The organism is Agrococcus sp. TSP3-2-1, from assembly GCF_049897585.1.
In the GTDB taxonomy this organism is placed as follows: Bacteria; Actinomycetota; Actinomycetes; order Actinomycetales; family Microbacteriaceae; genus Agrococcus.
On the sequence record NZ_JAFCWN010000001.1, the window covers coordinates 366694 to 384929 of the forward strand.

General features: G+C 72.4%; 16 protein-coding genes. 8 read left to right on the forward strand and 8 right to left on the reverse strand.

Annotated elements, in window-relative coordinates; genetic code table 11:
* Window positions 1-6: 6 nt before the first annotated feature.
* Both ACP7BI_RS01870 and ACP7BI_RS01875 read right to left on the reverse strand, forming a co-directional pair.
* Window positions 7-204, reverse strand: a complete 198-nt coding sequence (locus tag ACP7BI_RS01870) for an acyl-CoA carboxylase epsilon subunit (RefSeq protein ID WP_425843337.1) — start codon at window positions 202-204, stop codon at window positions 7-9.
* The gene (locus ACP7BI_RS01875) at window positions 201-1772 is read right to left on the reverse strand and encodes an acyl-CoA carboxylase subunit beta (protein ID WP_425843547.1); all 1572 of its coding nucleotides are present in this window, start codon (window positions 1770-1772) and stop codon (window positions 201-203) included. The genes ACP7BI_RS01870 and ACP7BI_RS01875 overlap by 4 nt, the downstream gene beginning before the upstream one ends.
* Before the next feature lie 146 nt (window positions 1773-1918).
* On the opposite strand from ACP7BI_RS01875, the gene ACP7BI_RS01880 reads away from it, so the two are divergent.
* The 6 genes from ACP7BI_RS01880 (at window position 1919) to ACP7BI_RS01905 (ending at window position 7630) form a co-directional block, all read left to right on the forward strand.
* Window positions 1919-2644, forward strand: coding sequence for a biotin--[acetyl-CoA-carboxylase] ligase (locus tag ACP7BI_RS01880; protein WP_425843339.1), 726 nt, complete (start codon window positions 1919-1921; stop codon window positions 2642-2644).
* A 17-nt stretch (window positions 2645-2661) separates the two neighbouring features.
* Window positions 2662-3144, forward strand: a complete 483-nt coding sequence (locus tag ACP7BI_RS01885; RefSeq protein WP_425843341.1) for a PH domain-containing protein — start codon at window positions 2662-2664, stop codon at window positions 3142-3144.
* A gap of 34 nt (window positions 3145-3178) precedes the next feature.
* A complete protein-coding gene (locus tag ACP7BI_RS01890) occupies window positions 3179-4492 on the forward strand; it encodes a UDP-glucose dehydrogenase family protein (RefSeq protein ID WP_425843548.1) in 1314 nt (437 codons plus the stop codon).
* 8 nt (window positions 4493-4500) lie between these two features.
* Window positions 4501-5622, forward strand: coding sequence for a 5-(carboxyamino)imidazole ribonucleotide synthase (locus ACP7BI_RS01895; protein WP_425843343.1), 1122 nt, complete (start codon window positions 4501-4503; stop codon window positions 5620-5622).
* A 104-nt stretch (window positions 5623-5726) separates the two neighbouring features.
* The gene (gene purE / locus ACP7BI_RS01900) at window positions 5727-6257 is read left to right on the forward strand and encodes a 5-(carboxyamino)imidazole ribonucleotide mutase (RefSeq protein WP_425843345.1); all 531 of its coding nucleotides are present in this window, start codon (window positions 5727-5729) and stop codon (window positions 6255-6257) included.
* Window positions 6254-7630, forward strand: coding sequence for an LCP family protein (locus tag ACP7BI_RS01905; RefSeq protein WP_425843347.1), 1377 nt, complete (start codon window positions 6254-6256; stop codon window positions 7628-7630). The genes purE and ACP7BI_RS01905 overlap by 4 nt, the downstream gene beginning before the upstream one ends.
* Before the next feature lie 18 nt (window positions 7631-7648).
* Here ACP7BI_RS01905 and ACP7BI_RS01910 read toward each other — a convergent pair whose 3' ends face one another.
* The 3 genes from ACP7BI_RS01910 to ACP7BI_RS01920 are packed head-to-tail and all read right to left on the reverse strand — an operon-like array spanning window position 7649 to window position 11083.
* Complete coding sequence (locus ACP7BI_RS01910) at window positions 7649-8608, reverse strand: glycosyltransferase family 2 protein (RefSeq protein ID WP_425843349.1); 960 nt, start codon at window positions 8606-8608, stop codon at window positions 7649-7651.
* Complete coding sequence (locus ACP7BI_RS01915) at window positions 8605-9705, reverse strand: glycosyltransferase (RefSeq protein ID WP_425843351.1); 1101 nt, start codon at window positions 9703-9705, stop codon at window positions 8605-8607. Before ACP7BI_RS01915 ends, ACP7BI_RS01910 begins: the two co-directional genes overlap by 4 nt.
* A 58-nt stretch (window positions 9706-9763) precedes the next feature.
* Window positions 9764-11083 carry a cell wall-binding repeat-containing protein gene (locus ACP7BI_RS01920; protein ID WP_425843353.1) on the reverse strand — a complete coding sequence of 440 codons (1320 nt, stop codon included), beginning with the start codon at window positions 11081-11083 and terminating at the stop codon, window positions 9764-9766.
* 155 nt (window positions 11084-11238) lie between these two features.
* Here ACP7BI_RS01920 and ACP7BI_RS01925 point away from each other — a divergent pair, with 155 nt between their 5' ends.
* Window positions 11239-14166, forward strand: a complete 2928-nt coding sequence (locus ACP7BI_RS01925) for a glycosyltransferase (protein WP_425843355.1) — start codon at window positions 11239-11241, stop codon at window positions 14164-14166.
* Between the two features lie 41 nt (window positions 14167-14207).
* Window positions 14208-15083 (forward strand): glucose-1-phosphate thymidylyltransferase RfbA, encoded by an 876-nt coding sequence (gene rfbA / locus ACP7BI_RS01930; RefSeq protein WP_425843357.1) that lies wholly within the window; start codon window positions 14208-14210, stop codon window positions 15081-15083.
* A 7-nt stretch (window positions 15084-15090) separates the two neighbouring features.
* Here the strand turns inward: rfbA and ACP7BI_RS01935 are convergent, their stop codons facing one another.
* The 3 genes from ACP7BI_RS01935 to ACP7BI_RS01945 are packed head-to-tail and all read right to left on the reverse strand — an operon-like array spanning window position 15091 to window position 18151.
* Window positions 15091-16023, reverse strand: coding sequence for a glycosyltransferase (locus ACP7BI_RS01935; RefSeq protein ID WP_425843359.1), 933 nt, complete (start codon window positions 16021-16023; stop codon window positions 15091-15093).
* Window positions 16020-17237: an ABC transporter ATP-binding protein gene (locus ACP7BI_RS01940; RefSeq protein ID WP_425843361.1), complete on the reverse strand. Its 1218-nt coding sequence runs from the start codon at window positions 17235-17237 to the stop codon at window positions 16020-16022. The genes ACP7BI_RS01935 and ACP7BI_RS01940 overlap by 4 nt, the downstream gene beginning before the upstream one ends.
* Complete coding sequence (locus ACP7BI_RS01945) at window positions 17237-18151, reverse strand: ABC transporter permease (RefSeq protein WP_425843363.1); 915 nt, start codon at window positions 18149-18151, stop codon at window positions 17237-17239. Before ACP7BI_RS01945 ends, ACP7BI_RS01940 begins: the two co-directional genes overlap by 1 nt.
* Between the last annotated feature and the right edge of the window lie 85 nt (window positions 18152-18236).

An 18236-nucleotide genomic window follows, 5' to 3' on the forward strand; every position in this document is an offset into this window, starting at 1 on the left:
CCCGCGTCAGTCCTGCTGCCAGCGCCGGCCGTCGGCGAGCCGCGACTTCGACTGCCACTCGCTCTCGCTGTCGAGCACGCGGCGGTGCTTCGTCTCTGCCCACTCCGCCGCCATCCCGGTGAGCGCCGCCTCGACGGCGGCTTGCTCCTCGGGCGTCGGCGAGCCCGCGACGATGGCCATGACGGGCTCGGATGCGTCGCTCACAGCGGGATGTTCCCGTGCTTCTTCTCGGGTCGGTGCACGCGCTTCGTGCGCAGCGCCCGGAAGGCGCGCGTCACCATGACGCGGGTCTCGGCCGGCTCGATGATGCCGTCGAGCTCTCCGCGCTCGGCCGCGAGGAACGGCGACGCGACGTTGTAGGTGTACTCGCTCGCGAGCCGCGACCGCACCTCGGCGACGTCGTGCCCGTCGGCCTCAGCCTGCTTGATCTCGTTGCGGTAGAGGATGTTGACGGCGCCCTGGCCGCCCATCACCGCGATCTCGGCCGACGGCCAGGCGATGTTGACGTCGGCGCCGAGCTGCTTCGAGCCCATGACGATGTACGCGCCGCCGTAGGCCTTGCGGGTGATGACCGTCACCATCGGCACGGTCGCCTCGGCATAGGCGTAGAGCAGCTTCGCGCCGCGGCGGATGACGCCCGACCACTCCTGGTCGGTGCCGGGCAAGTAGCCCGGCACGTCGACGACCGTGAGGATCGGGATGGAGAACGAGTCGCAGAAGCGCACGAAGCGCGCGGCCTTCTCGCCCGCCTCGATGTTGAGGGTGCCGGCCATCTGGTTCGGCTGGTTGGCGATCACGCCGATCGTGCGGCCCTCGAGCCGGCCGAAGCCGATGACGATGTTCGGCGCGTAGAGCGGCTGCACCTCGAGGAACTCGCGGTCGTCCATGATCGTCTCGATGATCCCGAGCACGTCGTAGGGCTGGTTCGGGGAGTCGGGGATGATGGTGTCGAGGCGGCGGTCGGAGTCGTTCACGACCCGCTCGGCGGTGTGGTCGTAGGCGGGCACCTCCGACTGGTTGTTGTCGGGCAGGTAGGCGAGCAGCGCGCGCACGTAGTCGAGCGCGTCGTCCTCGTCGGCGGCGAGGTAGTGGCTCACGCCCGAGACGGTGTTGTGGGTGCGGCCGCCGCCGAGCTCCTCGAACCCGACCTCCTCGCCCGTGACGGTCTTGATGACGTCGGGTCCGGTGACGAACATGTGGCTCGACTTGTCGACCATGACGACGAAGTCGGTGAGCGCGGGGGAGTAGACGGCACCGCCGGCCGCGGGGCCCATCACGATCGAGATCTGCGGGATGACCCCGGATGCGGCGGTGTTGCGCTTGAAGATCTCGCCGTACTTGCCGAGGGCGACGACGCCCTCCTGGATGCGCGCGCCGCCCGAGTCGAGCATGCCCACGATCGGCACGCCGACCTTCATCGCGTAGTCCTGGATCTTGATGATCTTCTCGCCCGCGACCTCGCCGAGCGAACCGCCGAACGTCGTGAAGTCCTGCGAGTAGACCGCGACCCGGCGACCGTGGACGGTGCCGATGCCGGTCACGACCGCGTCGCCGTAGGGCCGGTTGCCGTCCATGCCGAACGCGGTCGTGCGGTGCCGCACGTAGGCGTCGAACTCGACGAACGAGCCGGGGTCGACGAACTGCTCGATGCGCTCGCGAGCGGTCTTCTTGCCCTTCGCCCCCTGGCGATCCTTGGCCCTGGCCTCCTTGGCGACCACCGCCTCGCCGTGGCGGCGGCGGAGGTCCTCGATCCGTGCGGCGGTCGTCGTCATGGCGTTCGAAGCCGGCGTCTCGTGGGTCACGGATGCCACTCTAGACGGGCCCGCATGCCAGACGTTTGTGGAATCCCACAGCGCTGCGCCGCAGATCGGTGGTGCTCCTCTCCATGCTCGCCCGCTCGCGCGCATAGGCTGGGGTCATGCTCTTCCCCGGTGCAGCGAGGGCCGCGAGCGTGATCGAGCTCGGCACGGTCGGCTCGACCTTCGACGCCGTCGACGATCGCGCCGAGCACCTCACGACGTGGGCGACGCTCGACCAGCGCGCCGGTCGCGGGCGCCTCGGTCGCGAGTGGGTCTCGCCCGCCGGCAAGTGCCTCGCGGCGACGGTGCTCGTGCGCACGAAGCGCATGCACGAGCAGCAGATCGGCTGGCTGCCGCTCGCCGCCGGTCTTGCGCTCGCCGACGCGCTCGACGTGCTCGTCGCCGACCGCGCATCGATCAAGTGGCCGAACGACGTGCTGATCGAGGGCCGCAAGGTCGCGGGCATCCTGTGCGAGCGGCGGCGGACGGGCGTCGCGGTCGGCTTCGGCGTCAACCTCACGCTCTCGCGTGACGAGCTGCCGACCGAGCACGCGACGTCGCTGACGCTCGAGGGGGCGGAGGGCACCGCGCCCGTGCTCGCCGACGCGATCCTGTGCCACGTGCTGCGCTCGTTCGACGGGCTGCTCCCGGCGCTCGGCACCGAGCGGCTGCGCGCCGCGGTCGCCGCTGAGCTCGCGACGATCGGGCGCGACGTGCGGGTCGCGCTGCCCTCCGGTGAGCTGCGCGGCCGCGCCGTCGGCCTCGGTCCGGGCGGCGAGCTGCAGGTCGACGCGGGCGACGGGATCGTCGACGTGCGGGCCGGCGACGTGGTGCACGTGCGGTGATGGGGGAGAATCGTCGCGTGCAAGCCGGCGACGAGCGAGTGATCGCGCGCATGCGACCGCATGGTCGCGTGCTCGTCGTGCCCGTGCTCGTGCTGTGGGCGTGCGTCGGGCTCTCGGCGCTGCTGCTCGATCGCGTGGACTGGCCGCTCTGGAACGTCGCGGTGCTCTCCGTCGCGGGCATCGTGGTCGCGCTGCTCACGATCGTGCCGACGCTCGCGTGGCTCTCGCGCGGCTTCGTGTTCACGACCGAGCGCGTCATCACCCGCAGCGGCTTCGGCGGCACCCGTCGCGAGACGATGCTCTCGCGCGTGCACGACGTCACGGTGCGGCGACGCGGCCTGCAGGCGCTCTTCGGCGCCGGCGACGTGCTGCTCTCGACGGGGGGCGACCGCGCGGTCGTGCTCGCCGACGTGCCGAGCGCGTCGCTCGTGCAGCGCACGCTCTCGGAGCTGCTGGGCGCGCGCGGGCTCGCCGAGCCCGACAGGGTCGACGCGGCGTGACGCGCGCCGCGCTCGAGGGAGGACGATGAGCTCCATGCAGATCGCCGTGATCGGATGCGGCTACCTGGGCGCCGTGCACGCCGCCTCGATGGCCTCGCTCGGCTTCGAGACGATCGGCGTCGACGTCGACGCGTCGAAGGTCGAGCGGCTGGGCCGCGGCGAGCCGCCGTTCTTCGAGCCGGGGCTCCCCGAGCTGCTGCGCGCGGGCGTCGAGGCCGGTCGCTTGCGCTTCACGACCGACGTCGCCGAGACGGCGGGCAGCGATGTCGTCTTCATCGCGGTCGGCACCCCGCAGCTGCCCGGCTCCGACGCCGCCGACCTCGCGTTCGTCGACGCGGCGATCGCGTCGCTCGAGCCGCACCTCGGCGCCGGCACGCTCGTGGTGGGGAAGTCGACCGTGCCGGTCGGCACCGCGGCGCGACTCGCCGAGGCGGTGCGGTCGACGGGCGCGAGCCTCGCCTGGAACCCCGAGTTCCTGCGCGAGGGCTTCGCCGTGCAGGACACGCTCTCGCCCGATCGGCTCGTCTACGGCGTCGAGCCCGGTGACGACGCGGCGGTCGAGCGGCTCGACGCGGTGTACGCCTCGGTGCTCGAGCGCGGCACCGAGCGGCTCGTCCTCGACTTCGCGACCGCGGAGCTCGTGAAGGTGAGCGCGAACGCCTTCCTCGCGACAAAGATCTCCTTCATCAACGCGATGGCAGAGCTCGCCGAGACGGTCGGCGCCGACGTGACGCAGCTCGCCGACGCGATCGGGCTCGATGCGCGCATCGGCCGCCGCTTCCTCAACGCGGGCCTCGGGTTCGGCGGGGGCTGCCTGCCCAAGGACATCCGGGCCTTCCAAGCCCGGGCGGGCGAGCTCGGGCACGCCGACGCGCTCGCGTTCCTCGGCGAGGTCGACCGCATCAACCTGCGCCGCCGCGATCGCATGGCGGCGCTCGTCGAGCGAGAGCTCGACGCGCTCGGCGGCGACCGCGTCGCGATGCTCGGGCTCGCGTTCAAGCCCGACAGCGACGACGTGCGCGACTCGCCGGCGCTCGAGGTCTGCCGCCGGCTGCAGCGCGCGGGCCGCTCCGTCGTGGGCTTCGATCCGCAGGCCCGCGAGACGGCCGGCCGCATGCTGCCCTCGCTCGAGATCGCCGGCTCCGTCGCCGAGGCGGTGCGGGAGGCGGACGTGCTCGCGCTCGGCACCGAGTGGCGTGAGTTCCGCGAGCTCGACCCCGTCGAGGTCGCCCAGTGGACACAAGCGCGCGTCGTCGTCGACGGCCGCAACACGCTCGACGCCGCCCGGTGGTCCGCCGCCGGCTTCCGCGTCGTCGGGCTCGGCAAGCCGGAGGTGCAACCAGCATGATCGCCAGCATGAGCGTAGGTGTGGTGGGCGGCGGGCAGCTGGCCCGCATGATGATCCCGGCGGCCGTCGAGCTCGGCATCGAGCTGCGCGTGCTCGCTGAGGCGGAGGGCATGTCGGCCTCGCTCGCGGCGACCGCGGTCGGCGACTACCGCGACGCCGAGGCGGTGCTCGCCTTCGCCAAGGGCGTCGACGTCGTCACCTTCGACCACGAGCACGTGCCGCAGGAGGTGCTGCGCGCGCTCGTCGACGCGGGCCACCGCGTGCACCCCGGCCCCGACGCGCTGCGCTTCGCGCAGGACAAGCGCCACATGCGTGAGCGCATGGCCGAGCTCGGCGCGCCGCAGCCCGACTGGGCCCCCGTCGACTCCCGGGCCGATCTCGAGGGATTCCTCGCGGATCACGGCGGCGTCGGCGTCGTGAAGACCGCGACCGGCGGCTACGACGGCAAGGGCGTGCGCGTCGTGCGCGCCGCCGACGAGGCCGACGACTGGCTCGAGGGCGCAGCCGCGGGCGGGCCACGGCTGCTCGTCGAGGAGCTCGTGCCGTTCTCGCGCGAGCTCGCGCAGCTCGTCGCGAGGCGCCCCTCCGGGGAGACGGTCGTGTGGCCGCTCGTGCAGACGGTGCAGCGCGACTCGATCTGCGCCGAGGTGCTCGCTCCCGCCCGGCACGCGGCACGCATCCAGCCGGTCGTCGACGACATCGCGCGCGGCATCGCGCAGGGGCTCGGCGTGACGGGCGTGCTCGCGGTCGAGCTGTTCGAGACGAGCGACGGTCGCGTGCTCGTCAACGAGCTCGCGATGCGGCCGCACAACTCGGGCCACTGGACGATCGACGGCTCGATCACGAGCCAGTTCGAGCAGCACCTCCGGGCGGTGCTCGACCTGCCGCTCGGCTCGACGGCGCTGCTCGCGCCCGCGAGCGTCATGATCAACGTCATCGGCGGGCCCGCCTCGGGCTCCATGACCGATCGCTACCGCGCCGCGCTGCACGCGCATCCGGATGTCAAGGTGCACTCCTACGCGAAGAGCGCGAGGCCGGGGCGCAAGGTCGGCCACGTCACCGCGATCGGCGACGACCTCGACGAGGTCGCCTACCGGGCGCGCGCGGCGGCCGCGCACTTCGACGCCTGAGGCATCGGCTCTGCGGCGTCGGCTCTGCGGCGTCGGCTCCGAGGCGTCGGCTCCGAGCGCTGCGCGCGGCGGATGCGTCGCGGCGGCGAGGCGATAGGCCGTCCATGGGGAGCGTGCGTACCCTGGAGTCCATGCGTGCGCAGGTCAGCATCATCATGGGATCGGACTCCGACTGGCGGGTCATGGAGGCGGCGAAGGCCGTGCTCGACGAGCTCGGCGTGCCCTCCGAGGTCGATGTCGTCTCGGCGCACCGCACCCCCGACAAGATGGTCGAGTTCGCGCGCGGCGCCGCCGACCGCGGCGTGCGCGTCATCATCGCCGGCGCCGGCGGGGCGGCGCACCTGCCCGGCATGGTCGCCTCGATGACGCGACTGCCCGTCATCGGCGTGCCGGTGCCGCTCGAGCGGCTCGACGGTCTCGACAGCCTGCTCTCGATCGTGCAGATGCCCGCGGGCATCCCCGTCGCGACCGTCTCGATCGGCGGTGCCCGGAATGCCGGCATCCTCGCCGCGCGCATCCTCGGCACGACCGACGACGCGCTCGCCGCACGCCTCGACGCCTTCGCCGCCGACCTCGAGCGACAGGTCGGCGAGAAGGCCGAGGCGCTCCGCGGACGCGTGGACGCGAGCGCATGACGCTGCTGCAGGCAGCCAACCCGATCCGCGAGCCCGACGCGCGTCGCCCGGAGGTCATGGAGCGACGTGGCTGGTGGCTCGTGCTGCTCGGATTCGTGCTCCCCGGCAGCGCCCAGGTACTCGCGGGCAGCCGCCGGCTCGGCCGCATCGGGATCGGCGCGACGATCGCGCTCCTCGCGCTCGGCGCACTCGCCGCGATCCTGTGGTTCACCTGGCGCTCGGCGCTGCTGACGCTCGTCGGCAACTCGATCGGCCTGCTCGTCGTCGAGGTGCTGCTCATCGCCTACGCCGTGCTCTGGCTCGTGCTCGGCTTCGACACGCTGCGCCTCGCCCGGCTCGGCAAGGTCCGCGGGAGAGCGCGCGCCGCGATCGCCGCTGTCGCGATGCTCGCGACGGTCGCGCCCGCGGCGCTCGCGGGCTACGGCGCGAGCATCGTCGACGCATCCCGGGGCCTCGTCACGAACCTCTTCGACTTCGCTCGCCCGGCGGTCGAGCCCATCGACGGCCGCTACTCGTTCCTGCTGCTCGGCGGCGACGCGGGCGACGACCGCGAGGGCAGGCGCGCCGACTCGATGACCGTCGTGACCGTCAACGCCGAGACGGGCGCCGCGACGATGATCGGGGTGCCCCGCAACCTGCGGAACGCACCCTTCTCGGCCGACTCGCCGATGTGGGGACCGTGGCCCGACGGCTTCGACTGCACGTCGAGCGACTGCTTGCTCAACGGCACGTACACCTACGGCGAGGCGCATCCGGAGCTCTACCCCGACGCGGAGGCGCGCGGCTCGAGCCCCGGCATCGAGGCGACTCGCGACGCGGTCGAGGGCGTGACGGGCATCCCGATCCAGTTCTTCGTGCTCGTCGACATGTCGGGCTTCGAGCAGCTCGTCGACGCGCTCGGCGGCCTCGAGCTCGAGGTGGGCGAGCGCGTGCCCATCGCGATCGAGGGCGGGCCGGTCGAGGAGTGGATCGAACCGGGCACGCAGCGCATGGACGGCTACCACGCGCTCTGGTACGCCCGGAGCCGCGCCGGCTCCTCCGACTACGCGCGCATGGAGCGGCAGCGGCAGGTGCAGGAGGCGCTCATCCGCGAGTTCACGCCGCAGACGCTGCTGACGAAGTACACCGAGCTCTCCGCCGCGGGCCAGGACATGGTGCAGACCGACATCCCGCAGGCGATGATCGGCGGCCTCTCCGAGCTCGCGCTCGAGACGCGGGCGCTGCCGATCACGAACCTCGAGCTCGTGCCACCGCAGGTGAACACGGGCGACCCGGACTACGACGCGATCCACGCGATGGTGCAGGCGGCGCTCGCCGAGGCCGACGCGCTCGCGCCGCCGACGGGCGAGCCGGCGGAGCCGCCGCAGCCGTAGGGGCAGCGGCTCGGCGCGTCAGTGGCGCTCGAGCAGGTCTCTCGCGACGTCGTAGGCGCCGCGCGAGAAGCGCCGGTACCGGCCGGCGGCGATGCCGCGGAGCACGCCGGGGAGGCGCAGCGCCCGGGCGTCGGGCAGCGCGGCTCGCGAGCGCTCGTGGCGCGCCTTCTCGACGAGCCGCTCGAGCTCTGCGCCGCTCGCGAGGCCCCTACGCGCCGCCTCGGTCGCGAGCTGCTCCGCCCGAGCGGCCTTCTGCGCGTGCTTGCCGGAGTCGGGCTCGAGCACCCGGCGCAGCTTGCCGGCGAGGCTCAGCCGCTGCACCCCGATCGCGTTCCCGCCGTGCTGGCGGTAGTCGATCGTCGGCTCGGGCACGTAGCGGACGCCGTCGCCGAGCGCGGCGCACACGGCGAGCCACTCGTCGTGGATCCACGCGGGCGGGACGGGAAGCGCCGCGACCGCGGCCTCGCGCCGCACGACCACCGTCGCGCCCGTCACGAGATTCCGCCGCAGCAGCGCATCGATCGCGCGCCCCTCCTCGAGCGCGGCGCGCTCCCACGCCGACATCTCGAGCGACGCCTCGAGCGTCGAGCCGAGCGGCGCGCCGTCGGCGCCGACGAGCCGCGCGTCGGAGTGCACGAGCGCGACGCCCTCAAGGTGGGGCAGCAGCCGCTCGAGCCGGTCGGGGTGCCACACGTCGTCCTGGTCGCTCAGCGCGACGACATCGCCGCTCGTCGCCGCGATCGCGTCGGCGAAGTTCGCGGCGACGCCGAGCGGCGCGTCATGGCGACGGATGCGGATGGGCACGTCGGTCTCGCTCGCCACGCGCCGCACGACGTCGAGCGTGCCATCGGTCGAGGCGTCGTCGCCGATGACGATCTCGCTCACCGGTCGCGACTGGCCGAGGATGCTGCGCAGCTGCTGCTCGATCCACAGCTCGCCCTGGTGGGTGCAGAGGGCGACGCTGACGCGCTCGCTCACAGCTCGGCGTGCAGCTGCCACACCTGGCGGGCAGCCGTCTCCCACGTGAACGCGCTCGCGCGGTCCTGGGCGAGCAGCCCGAGCCGCGTGCGCTCGGCGTCGTCGGCGAGCAGATCGGAGAGGGCCCCGGCGAGCTCGTGCGGGCCGCCCTCGACCGCGACGCTCGCACCGCTCGCGATCTCGACGAGGGAGCGTGTCGCGGGGTGGACCGTCGGCGTGCCGAGCGCGGAGGCGTCGAGGAGCGAGAGCCCGAGCGCATCCTGCTCGGCGACGTGCAGGTGGGCGAGCGCCCGACGGTGGGCGAGCGCGAGCTCGGCGTCGTCGAGCTGGCCGAGCATCACGAGCCGGCCGGCGGGGATGCCCGCCTCGACCGCGAGGCCCGCGAGCCTCGACTCGCCCCACTGCACCGGGCCGGCGACGACGACCCGCACATCCGGCATCCTCGGGCTCGCGATCGTCTCGATGAGCCGGCGCGCCTGACCGAGCGCGCCCGGGTTCGTGATGGCGAGCACGAACTCGTCCGGCAGCGACAGCGGGGCGTCGGACCCGGCCGCGCGCAGCAGTGCGGACGACGGGGCGGGATGCACGACGCGCACGCGGTCGCCGGTCTCGTGCATCAGCGAGAGGTCCTCGGCGATGGCGGTCGATGGCACGACGATGCCGTCGGCGAGCTGCAGCGCCCGTCGCAGCGCCCGGTCGAACCACTGCTGCTTGCGCTTCGAGCGGTCGGAGAAGGGCTGCAGGCCGTGCACCGTGACGGTGACCTGATCCCCGGGCGCGGGCTCGCGCCGCAGCGGCGCCATGAGGCTCGTCGCGTGCACGAGGCCGCGCACGGGGAGCGTCGTGAGCGAGTGCAGCCACGCCTCGCGCAGCTCGCGAGCCGGCACCGCCGTGCGGCGGAGCTCCGCGAGGCCGGGCAGCTGCGCCTCGGCGCGCGCGGCCCGGCCGTCGCTCAGCTTCGCGGCGATCGCAGCGACCTCGATGCCGGCGGGTGCCGTCGCGGTGAGCGCGCGCGCCATCTCGGTCGAGTAGCGGCCGACCATCGTCGAGGTGCGATCCCCGACCTCGTCGAGTACGACCGTCAACCTGGTGGTCATGGCGCTCCCGCTCCCGTCTCGGTCGGAACCTCCATCCTATCCGGCGGGGCCGCCGGGCTCAGCGGGTCCCGAAGTCGAGCACGTAGTACCAGGAGCCGTTCGAGCCGCGGTCGACGCCGATGCCGATGTGGGTGAAGCTCGCGCGGAGGATGTTGTTCCGGTGTCCCTCCGACGCCATCCACGCGCTCATGATGCGCGCGGCATCCGGGCCCCCGCCGCTCGTGCGGCCGACGTTCTCGCCCCAGCCGCGGAGCGAGCACGCGCGCGCGTCGGCCGTGAGCGACGGGTTGTGCGCGGAACCGGCGAGGTTCCCCGCCGCCATCTCGCTGGCCCAGCCGGCCGCCATGCGGGTGAGGCAGCCGTCGGCGGCGAGCGGGCGCACCCCGGCTGCCGCTCGCTCGCGGTTGATGCGGTCGAGCAGGTCGCTCGTCGAGGCGTTGAGCGCGCCGCACGGGACGAGCGCCGCTGCGACGGGAGAGACCGTCGTCACGCCACCGAGCACGGTGATGCCGCGGCTGCCGACGCGGTCGCGCTCGGCGGCGACCGAGCCGCTCGATGCGCAGCCGGGCGTCGTGAGGTAGAGCGGCTCGCCGCGGAGCCCCGCGTACACCGCGCCGACGAGGCCGTCGGGGAAGTCGGTGCCGCTCGCGAGCACGAGCTGGCCGCCGCTGCGCGCGGGCGTGAAGCGCTGGTTGATCTGCACCGCCGTCTCGTAGCGGTCGGCACCGGGGAAGCGCGTGACCGATCGGCCCGTGCTCGAGAGCAGCGACTGCACGTCGTTGCCGACGCTCGCGACGCTGCCGGGGATGTGGAAGCGCTCGACGCCGCTCATGCGCGCGGCAAGGTGCTGGCGGAACGCAGCGTCAGCGCCGGTCGTGAGCACGAGCCCGTGGCCGTCGCGCGCGGCGACGGCGCCCGCGGCGAGCGCGTCGGGGAAGCTCGCGCCGCTCGCGACCCAGACGTCGCGCACCGGCGTGTGCTGCCGCATCCGGTCGAGCAGGAGCATCGACGTCTCGACTCGGTCGGACCCGCCGATGCGCGTGATGTCGGCGCGGGGCGCCGCTTGCGAGGCCTGCGCGGCGACCGCGCTGGAGAGCGTCGCCTCCGAGCCGAGGACGACCACCTCGGTCGGCGCGAGTCGGCTGATCTCCGCCTGCACTGACGCGGGGATGCCGTCGGGGCGCACGAGCAGCAGGTGCGCGCCCTCGGCCGCCGCAACGGGTGCCGCTGCGAGCGCGTCGGGGAACGAGACTCCTGAGGCGAGGAAGACCGCGTCGCCGGCCGGCAGCTGTCGCGATGCGAGCACGCTCGTCTCGAAGCGATCCGCCCCGTCGATTCGGCTGTCGGCGGCCTCCGCCGCGGGGGCGGGGCTGAGCACGGCAGCGCCGAGGACCGCGGCAAGAGCGAGGGAGGTGAGCGCAATACGGCGCATGGATCTCATTCCGAGAGAGGAGGATGGGGTACAAGATGGTTACCTTGCCAGCAAAGTTCCGCAGCTGTCAAGGTCCGGCGAGCGACGGCTAGGGTGATCGCATGCCGGTTCCAGCCCTGCAGCGCTCGATCACCCGAGCCCGATCCACCGGCCGGAGGCTCCTGTCGAGAGCCGTGGGGGTGCCGCTCCACGAGCAGGCGACCGCGGCTCAGGACGATCGCCCGTCGTCTCGGCTCCTGCGCGAGATCGCCGGCCTGCGCCTGCAGAACCTGCGCTCGAACGCATCGGTCGTCGACCCCAGCGGTGAGGCCGTGGTGACGATGACGACGCACGGCGAGCGCCTCCGTCTCGTCTGGGTCGCGCTCGAGTCGATCGCGCGCGGCGACATCCTGCCGCGCCGCCTCGTCCTCTTCCTCGACGAGCCCGATCTCGCTCGCGCCCTGCCCTCGCCCTTGCGGCGGCTGCAGCGGCGCGGGCTCGAGATCCTGCCGGCAGCGCCCGGTCTCGGGGTGCACGCGAAGTACTGGCCCTACGTCTCCTCGATGCTCCACCACGAGCTGCCGCTCGTCGTGAGCGACGACGACATGGTCTACCCGACCCGGTGGCTGCGGGTGCTCGTCGAGGCGCATCGTGCACGGCCGGATCTCGTGCAAGCGTTCCGAGCGCACGAGATCCCGTGCGCCGACGGAGCGCTGCGACCGTATCGCGAGTGGCGCCCGGCTTCGGGCACGGCGCCGAGCTTCGCGCACTTCGGGACAGGCGTCTCGGGCCAGCTGCTGCCGGCGGCCCTGCTCGAACGGCTGCGAGACGAGGGGGAGCGGTTCCTCGAGCGGGCGCCGACCGCCGATGACGTCTGGATCCATGCTGTCGCCGTCAGGAGCGGCATCCAGACGGCGCAGGTCGAGGCGCAGAGCCGCAACTTCGCGTTCGTCCCCGCGACGCAGGCCACGGGGCTGTATCGGTCGAACGTCGCAGGCGGCCTGAACGACACGCAGCTCGAGCGAACGCTCGGGCAGCCGGAGCGCGAGCGCATCTGCGCGGGCTCGCGCCCCGCTGAGCCCCGCACGCGAGCCACGCCGACGTTCGTCTCGTGGGGGCGCTTCACTGACAATCCCTGGCAGGACATCATCGACGCGGGGGTGCGATCCGCCGGATTCTCGACGATCGACCTCGACCACGGCGCCCCGCTCACGAGCGTGCTCGACCGCGCAGTCGAGGGGCTCGCGGTGCACCTCAACTGGACCGCACCCATCACCCAGCGCGCGGCGACCGAGGACGACGCGTGCGCGGGCGTCGATCGCGCCCTCGCGGAGGTGGACGCGCTGCACCGCTCCGGAGGGGTGCTCATCTGGACGGTGCACAACGCGGCGTCGCACGAGCCCATCCACCCGCGCGCCGAGCGCCGCCTCCTGGAGGGGCTGGCGGAGCGAGCCGACGTCGTGCACACCATGCACCCGCGGACCGCCGAGGCGATCGACGAGGCATGGGGGATCCGGCTCGAGCGGCAGGTCAACATCCCGCATCCCAGCTACCTCGGCGTGTATCCGGATGCCGTCGACCGGTCGGGTGCCCGAGCGGCACTCGGCATCCCGGAGAGCAGGACCGTCGTGCTCCTGCACGGTGCGCTGCGGGAGTACAAGGGGCTCGATGCGCTCGTCGACGGGTTCCTCGCCGCTCAGGAGCTCGGCGCCGACCTGCACCTGCTCGTCGCAGGGCGTCCCGGAGCCGGCTTCGACGCGGTGGCGTTCCAGCGGCGGTTCGAGGGCCGTGACGACGTGACGGTGCATGCCGACCATGTGCCCGTCGACGAGGTGCAGCTCTGGCATCGGGCCGCCGACGTCCTGGCCATGCCCTACCGAGCTGGGCTGAACTCGGGTGCGCTGCAGCTCGCGGCGACCTTCGGCCTCCCGGTCGTGGCCTTTCCCTGCATGGCAGTCGAGCAAGCGCGCGACGAAGGGTGGGCGGTGGTCGTCGACCCCGCCCGCCCCGAGTGGCTGCTCGACGGGCTGGCCGCGCTGCCGTCGGATGCTCGTCGCCGGGCATCCGCCGCGGCGACTGCGCGCGCGCCCGAGACGACCGGCGAGGCATTCGCGCACGTCGTCCTCGACGCGATCACGAGCCGCTCCAGGCCGATCGATCCGACGGCAGTCGCCGTGATCGTGAGCTTCGGCTCGGCGACCCTCATCGAGGACGGGCTGATGCCGCTCCTCCGCAGGATGCGCACGGTCATCGTCGAGAATCCGACCGACGATGCTGAGCACGAGCGGCTCAGGGCCGTCGCGGAGCGGCTCCGCGCCGACCTCATCGAGATGACGCACAACGTGGGCTTCGGCGCGGCAGTGCGAGCCGGCGTGCAGCGCGCGCTCGAGCTGGGCGCTCGGCACGTGCTGCTGCTCAACCCCGACGTGCGCACGGACGCTGCGACGGTCGAGCGCTTGCTCGAGCGCTCCGAAGCCGAACCCGACGCCATGATCGCCCCTCGCATCCGCACGCCAGACGGCCGACTGTGGTTCGACGGCGGCGTCATCGATTGGGACCGCGGCATCGCGCGCCACCGTCGACACGACGAAGCGGAGCGGCAGCTCGATTGGCTGACCGGCGCCTGCCTGCTCGTGCCGGCCCACGCGTGGGATCGGCTGGGCGGACTCGACGACGACTACTTCCTCTACTGGGAGGACGTGGACTTCACGCACCGCTGGCTCTCGCACGGACGGCTCGTCGTCGAGCGCGACCTGCAGGTCGTGCACGAGGTCGGCGCGACGCAGGGGGGATCGGGCAAGTCGCTCGGCTACACCTACTACAACGCTCGCAATCGGATGCTCTTCGCCGCACGGCACCTGGGGCTCCGCGGGCTCCTCCGCTGGGCGCGCACCGCACCCGCGTACCACGAGGAGCTCCTCGCCCGGTCAGGCGCGTCGGATGGAGCGGCTCGCGCGCGGCACCGCGCGACTGCCGCGCGGGGAACTCGCAACGGTGCGCTCCGCGGCGCTGAGCGGCTCGCCCGCCGGCGGCCCGCGGGCAACGACTAGACTCACCGGGGGCCACTGGCCCGACGACGAACGGAGGCGCGTTGCGCGGCATCATCCTGGCGGGCGGGTCCGGTACTCGGCTGTGGCCGATCACCAAGGGCATCTCGAAGCAGCTCATGCCGATCTACGACAAGCCGATGGTCTACTACCCGCTGTCGACGCTCATGATGGCCGACATCCGAGAGGTGCTCGTGATCACGACGCCCGAGTACAACGAGCAGTTCCGCGCGCTGCTCGGCGACGGCTCCGAGCTCGGCATGCAGATCGAGTACGCGGTGCAGCCGAGCCCCGACGGCCTCGCGCAGGCCTTCATCATCGGCGAGGAGTTCATCGGCGAGGAGTCGGTCGCACTCGTGCTCGGCGACAACATCTTCCACGGCACGGGCCTCGGCTCGAGCCTGCGGCAGCACGGCGACATCGACGGCGGGCTCATCTTCGCCTACCAGGTCGCCGATCCCGCCGCCTACGGTGTCGTGGAGTTCGACGACGAGATGCGGGCCATCTCGATCGAGGAGAAGCCGAAGCAGCCCAAGAGCCACTACGCGGTGCCGGGGCTCTACTTCTACGACAACTCGGTGGTCGAGATCGCGAAGACGATCGAGCCGAGCGCACGCGGCGAGCTCGAGATCTCGACGGTCAACGAGCGATACCTCGAGCGGGGCGCGCTGAGCGTGCAGGTGCTCGACCGCGGCGTCGCGTGGCTCGACACCGGCACCTTCGAGTCGATGATGCAGGCGAGCGAGTACGTGCGCGTGATCGAGGACCGTCAGGGCTTCAAGATCGGCTGCATCGAAGAGATCGCCTGGCGGGCCGGCTGGATCGACGACGAGCAGCTCCGCGCCCTCGCCCAGCCGCTCGTGAAGAGCGGCTACGGCCGCTACCTGCTGACGTTGCTCGAGCGCGCCGCGCGCGACTGAGCCGGCGTCACCACAGGCCGAGCAGTAGGATCCCGGCGAGGGCCGCTCGGTCCGTACCGCGGCGGCGGAGGCTGCCGACGCCGCGCAGCAGCGCGAGCCGGGCGCGGAGGTCGTCGCGCTCGAGCAGCGCAGCGATCGCCGAGAGCTGCGAGCGGTCAGGCTCGTCGGCGACGCGCGCCGCGATGCGAGCCACGACCGCGGACTCCCGCCGGAACTCGCCGGACCGCAGTCGGCGGAGCCGGCGGCCTGCTTGCCGCCACCCGAGGTTGGCGCCGGCGACGTTCGCGTCGTGCTGGCGGTAGTCGATCACGGGGGCAGGGTCGATGTGCCACCGCATTCCCGCGGCGCGCACGATCGCGTAGACGAGCCAGTCGTGGATGGGCGCGTCCGCGGCCTCGGGATCGCGGAGCACGGTGCGCCGGACGAGGTCGAACGCGCGCGGCGCGAGCACGAACGTGCAGCCCGGGCCCGCGCTCTCGAGCACGAAGTCGAGCGACCGCTGCGCTTGTGCCTTGTCGATGAGCGTGCGCCGGTCGCCGTAGTCGGCGACGACGTTCGCGCTCACCGCGTCTGCGTCGCGGAGCTGCTCGAGCTGCGCTGCCAGGCGCTCGGCATGCCAGACGTCGTCCTGGTCCGAGAAGGCGACGGCCGACGCGCCGTCCCACGGCGCCTCGGCGATGAGCCGCATGAAGTTCGCGTGCGCCGAGCCGAGCTCGACCGGCTCGAGGAGCACGACCCTCGGCTCGTCGGCGGCGAGCGAGCGCAGCAGCTCGCGCGTGCCGTCGGTCGAGCCGTCGTCCGAGACGACGATCCGCACCTCGACCCCCCGTTGCGCGAGGATCGAGGCGACCTGCTCGCGCAGGAAGCGCGCGCCGTCGTGCGTGGCCATCAGGACGGTGACCGCGGGGAGACCCGCGGCGGCCGCCGCGCGCTCGCTCACCGCCCTGGCTGCAGCGCCACCGACAGCGGCGTCGATGCGAGCCCCGTGCTGATGCCGTTGTCGGCGACGCGGAACGCGGTCGCCTCCTGGGCGCGCGCGAGCTCCGTGCCGTCGCGGTGCTCGAGCGCCGCCGAGACGGTGTAGGCGCCCGGGCCGATCGAGAGCGACGGCATCGAGAAGCGGAGGGTCGAGCTGCCCGACAGCTCCGTCATCGGGTCGAGCCCGAGCCGCTCGGTCGACGAGTAGAGCGCGACCTGCCCGAAGGTGTTGGCGATCGCGATGCCGAGCCGCCAGTCGCGCACGGAGTCCGTCGCATCCACCTCGACCTCGAGCTGCACGTCCTGCCCGATCTCTACGCCCGTCGTCGGCGCTCCTTGCGCGTCGACGAGCCGCACGCGGGGGATCGCTACCCGCGCGCGCGCCGGGGCGTTGATCGCGTTCTCCCGCTCGAGGCGCTGCGCCGCATCGGCATCGCGCTGCGACTGGAAGCCGCCGCGCAGCATGCCGACCGCGTCGATCGGCGCTCCGTCGAAGACGACGTTGCCGTGTGAGAGCACGATGCCGCGCGTGCAGAGGTCGGTGATCTGGCTCAGCGTATGGGTGACGAGCACGATCGTGCGTCCCTCGAGCTGGAACGACTTGATCTTGTCGAGGCACTTCTCCTGGAACGCCTCGTCGCCCACCGCGAGCACCTCGTCGACGAGCAGCAGGTCGGGGTCGACGTGCACGGCGACGGCGAATGCGAGCCGCACGTACATGCCCGAGGAGTAGAACTTCACCTGCGTGTCGATGAAGTCCTCGATGCCGGAGAAGTCGACGATCGCGTCGAAGTACTTGTCGATCTGGCGCTCGGTGAGCCCGAGGATCGAGGCGTTGAGGTAGACGTTCTCGCGGCCCGAGAGGTCGGGGTGGAAGCCCGCGCCGAGCTCGAGCAGCGCCGCCATGCGACCGCGGCGCACGACCCGGCCGCTGCTCGGCTGGATGATGCCGCCGATCGTCTTCAGCAGCGTCGACTTCCCCGAGCCGTTGGGCCCGATGAGCCCGACGGTATTGCCGGAGTGGATGTCGAGCGAGATGTCGTGCAGGGCCTCGAACGTTTCGGCGTGCCGCTTGCCGAGCGCTGCGTTGACGACGCGCTCCTTGAGGCTCTTGTCCTTGCGGACGGTGAAGTGCTTCGAGACGTGCTCGACTTGGACGATGGGGACGGCTTCCATCACAGCTCCTGGGCGAAGTCGCCCTGCAGTCGGGCGAAGACGCGCTGGGCGACGATGACGAGCACCGCGCTCACGCCGGTCGCGATGAGCATGTTGACCCACAGGTGCGGCACGAAGTCGGCGCTCGCGCCCGCTTGCCAGAAGGCCTCCTGGAACCCGAGCACGGCGAGCGTGAGCGGGTTGTTGATGTAGAGCTGCGTGAGCCACTCGAAGGCGCCGCCGGCGAGCCGATCGCGCACCATCGCGATCGAGTAGAGGATCGGCGAGCCCCACATGAGCAGCACGAGCGCGACGTCGACGAGGTACGAGACGTCGCGGAGGTAGACGTTCGTCGCGGCGAGCACGAGCGCGAGCGCTGCGCTCAGCACCACGATGAGCACGATCGACAGCACGGCGTAGAGGAGATGGGGCCCCATCTCGAGGCTCCCCACGACGGCTGAGGCGACGATGAGGATGGCGAGCTGGATGCCGAGCGTGAAGAGCGCCGGACCGATCGTCGCGAGCGGGAAGATCTCGCGCGGCAGGTACACCTTCTTGATGAGGCCCGAGTTGGTCACGATCGAGCTCGTGCCGGCGCCGACCGTCTCGGAGAAGAGTGTGTAGATCGCGAGGCCCGCGAAGATGTAGATGCCGAAGTCGTCGATGGTGCGCGCGGCTCCGAGGAACTCGCCCACCACGAGGGCGTAGACGAAGAGCATCGTGAGTGGCCGCACGAGGCTCCAGACGAACCCCAGCCGGGAGTCCTTGTACCTCGCCTTCAGCTCTCGCTTCGTGAGTCGGCCGAAGAGCTCCCGGTAGCGCCAGAGCTCCCGGATGGTCGTGATGAAGCCCTGCAGGCCGCGCCCGGAGACGCCGGCGTCGATCCAGGGCTCAGCGGCCAGCCGTGCCGCGCGATCGCGCGCGATGTCGGTCATGGAGACCTTCCTGGGGAGCGGATCAGAACGACCCATCTTACCGTCGCCGCATCGATCGCCTCCGTCCGTCCGGCGACGCTCCGAC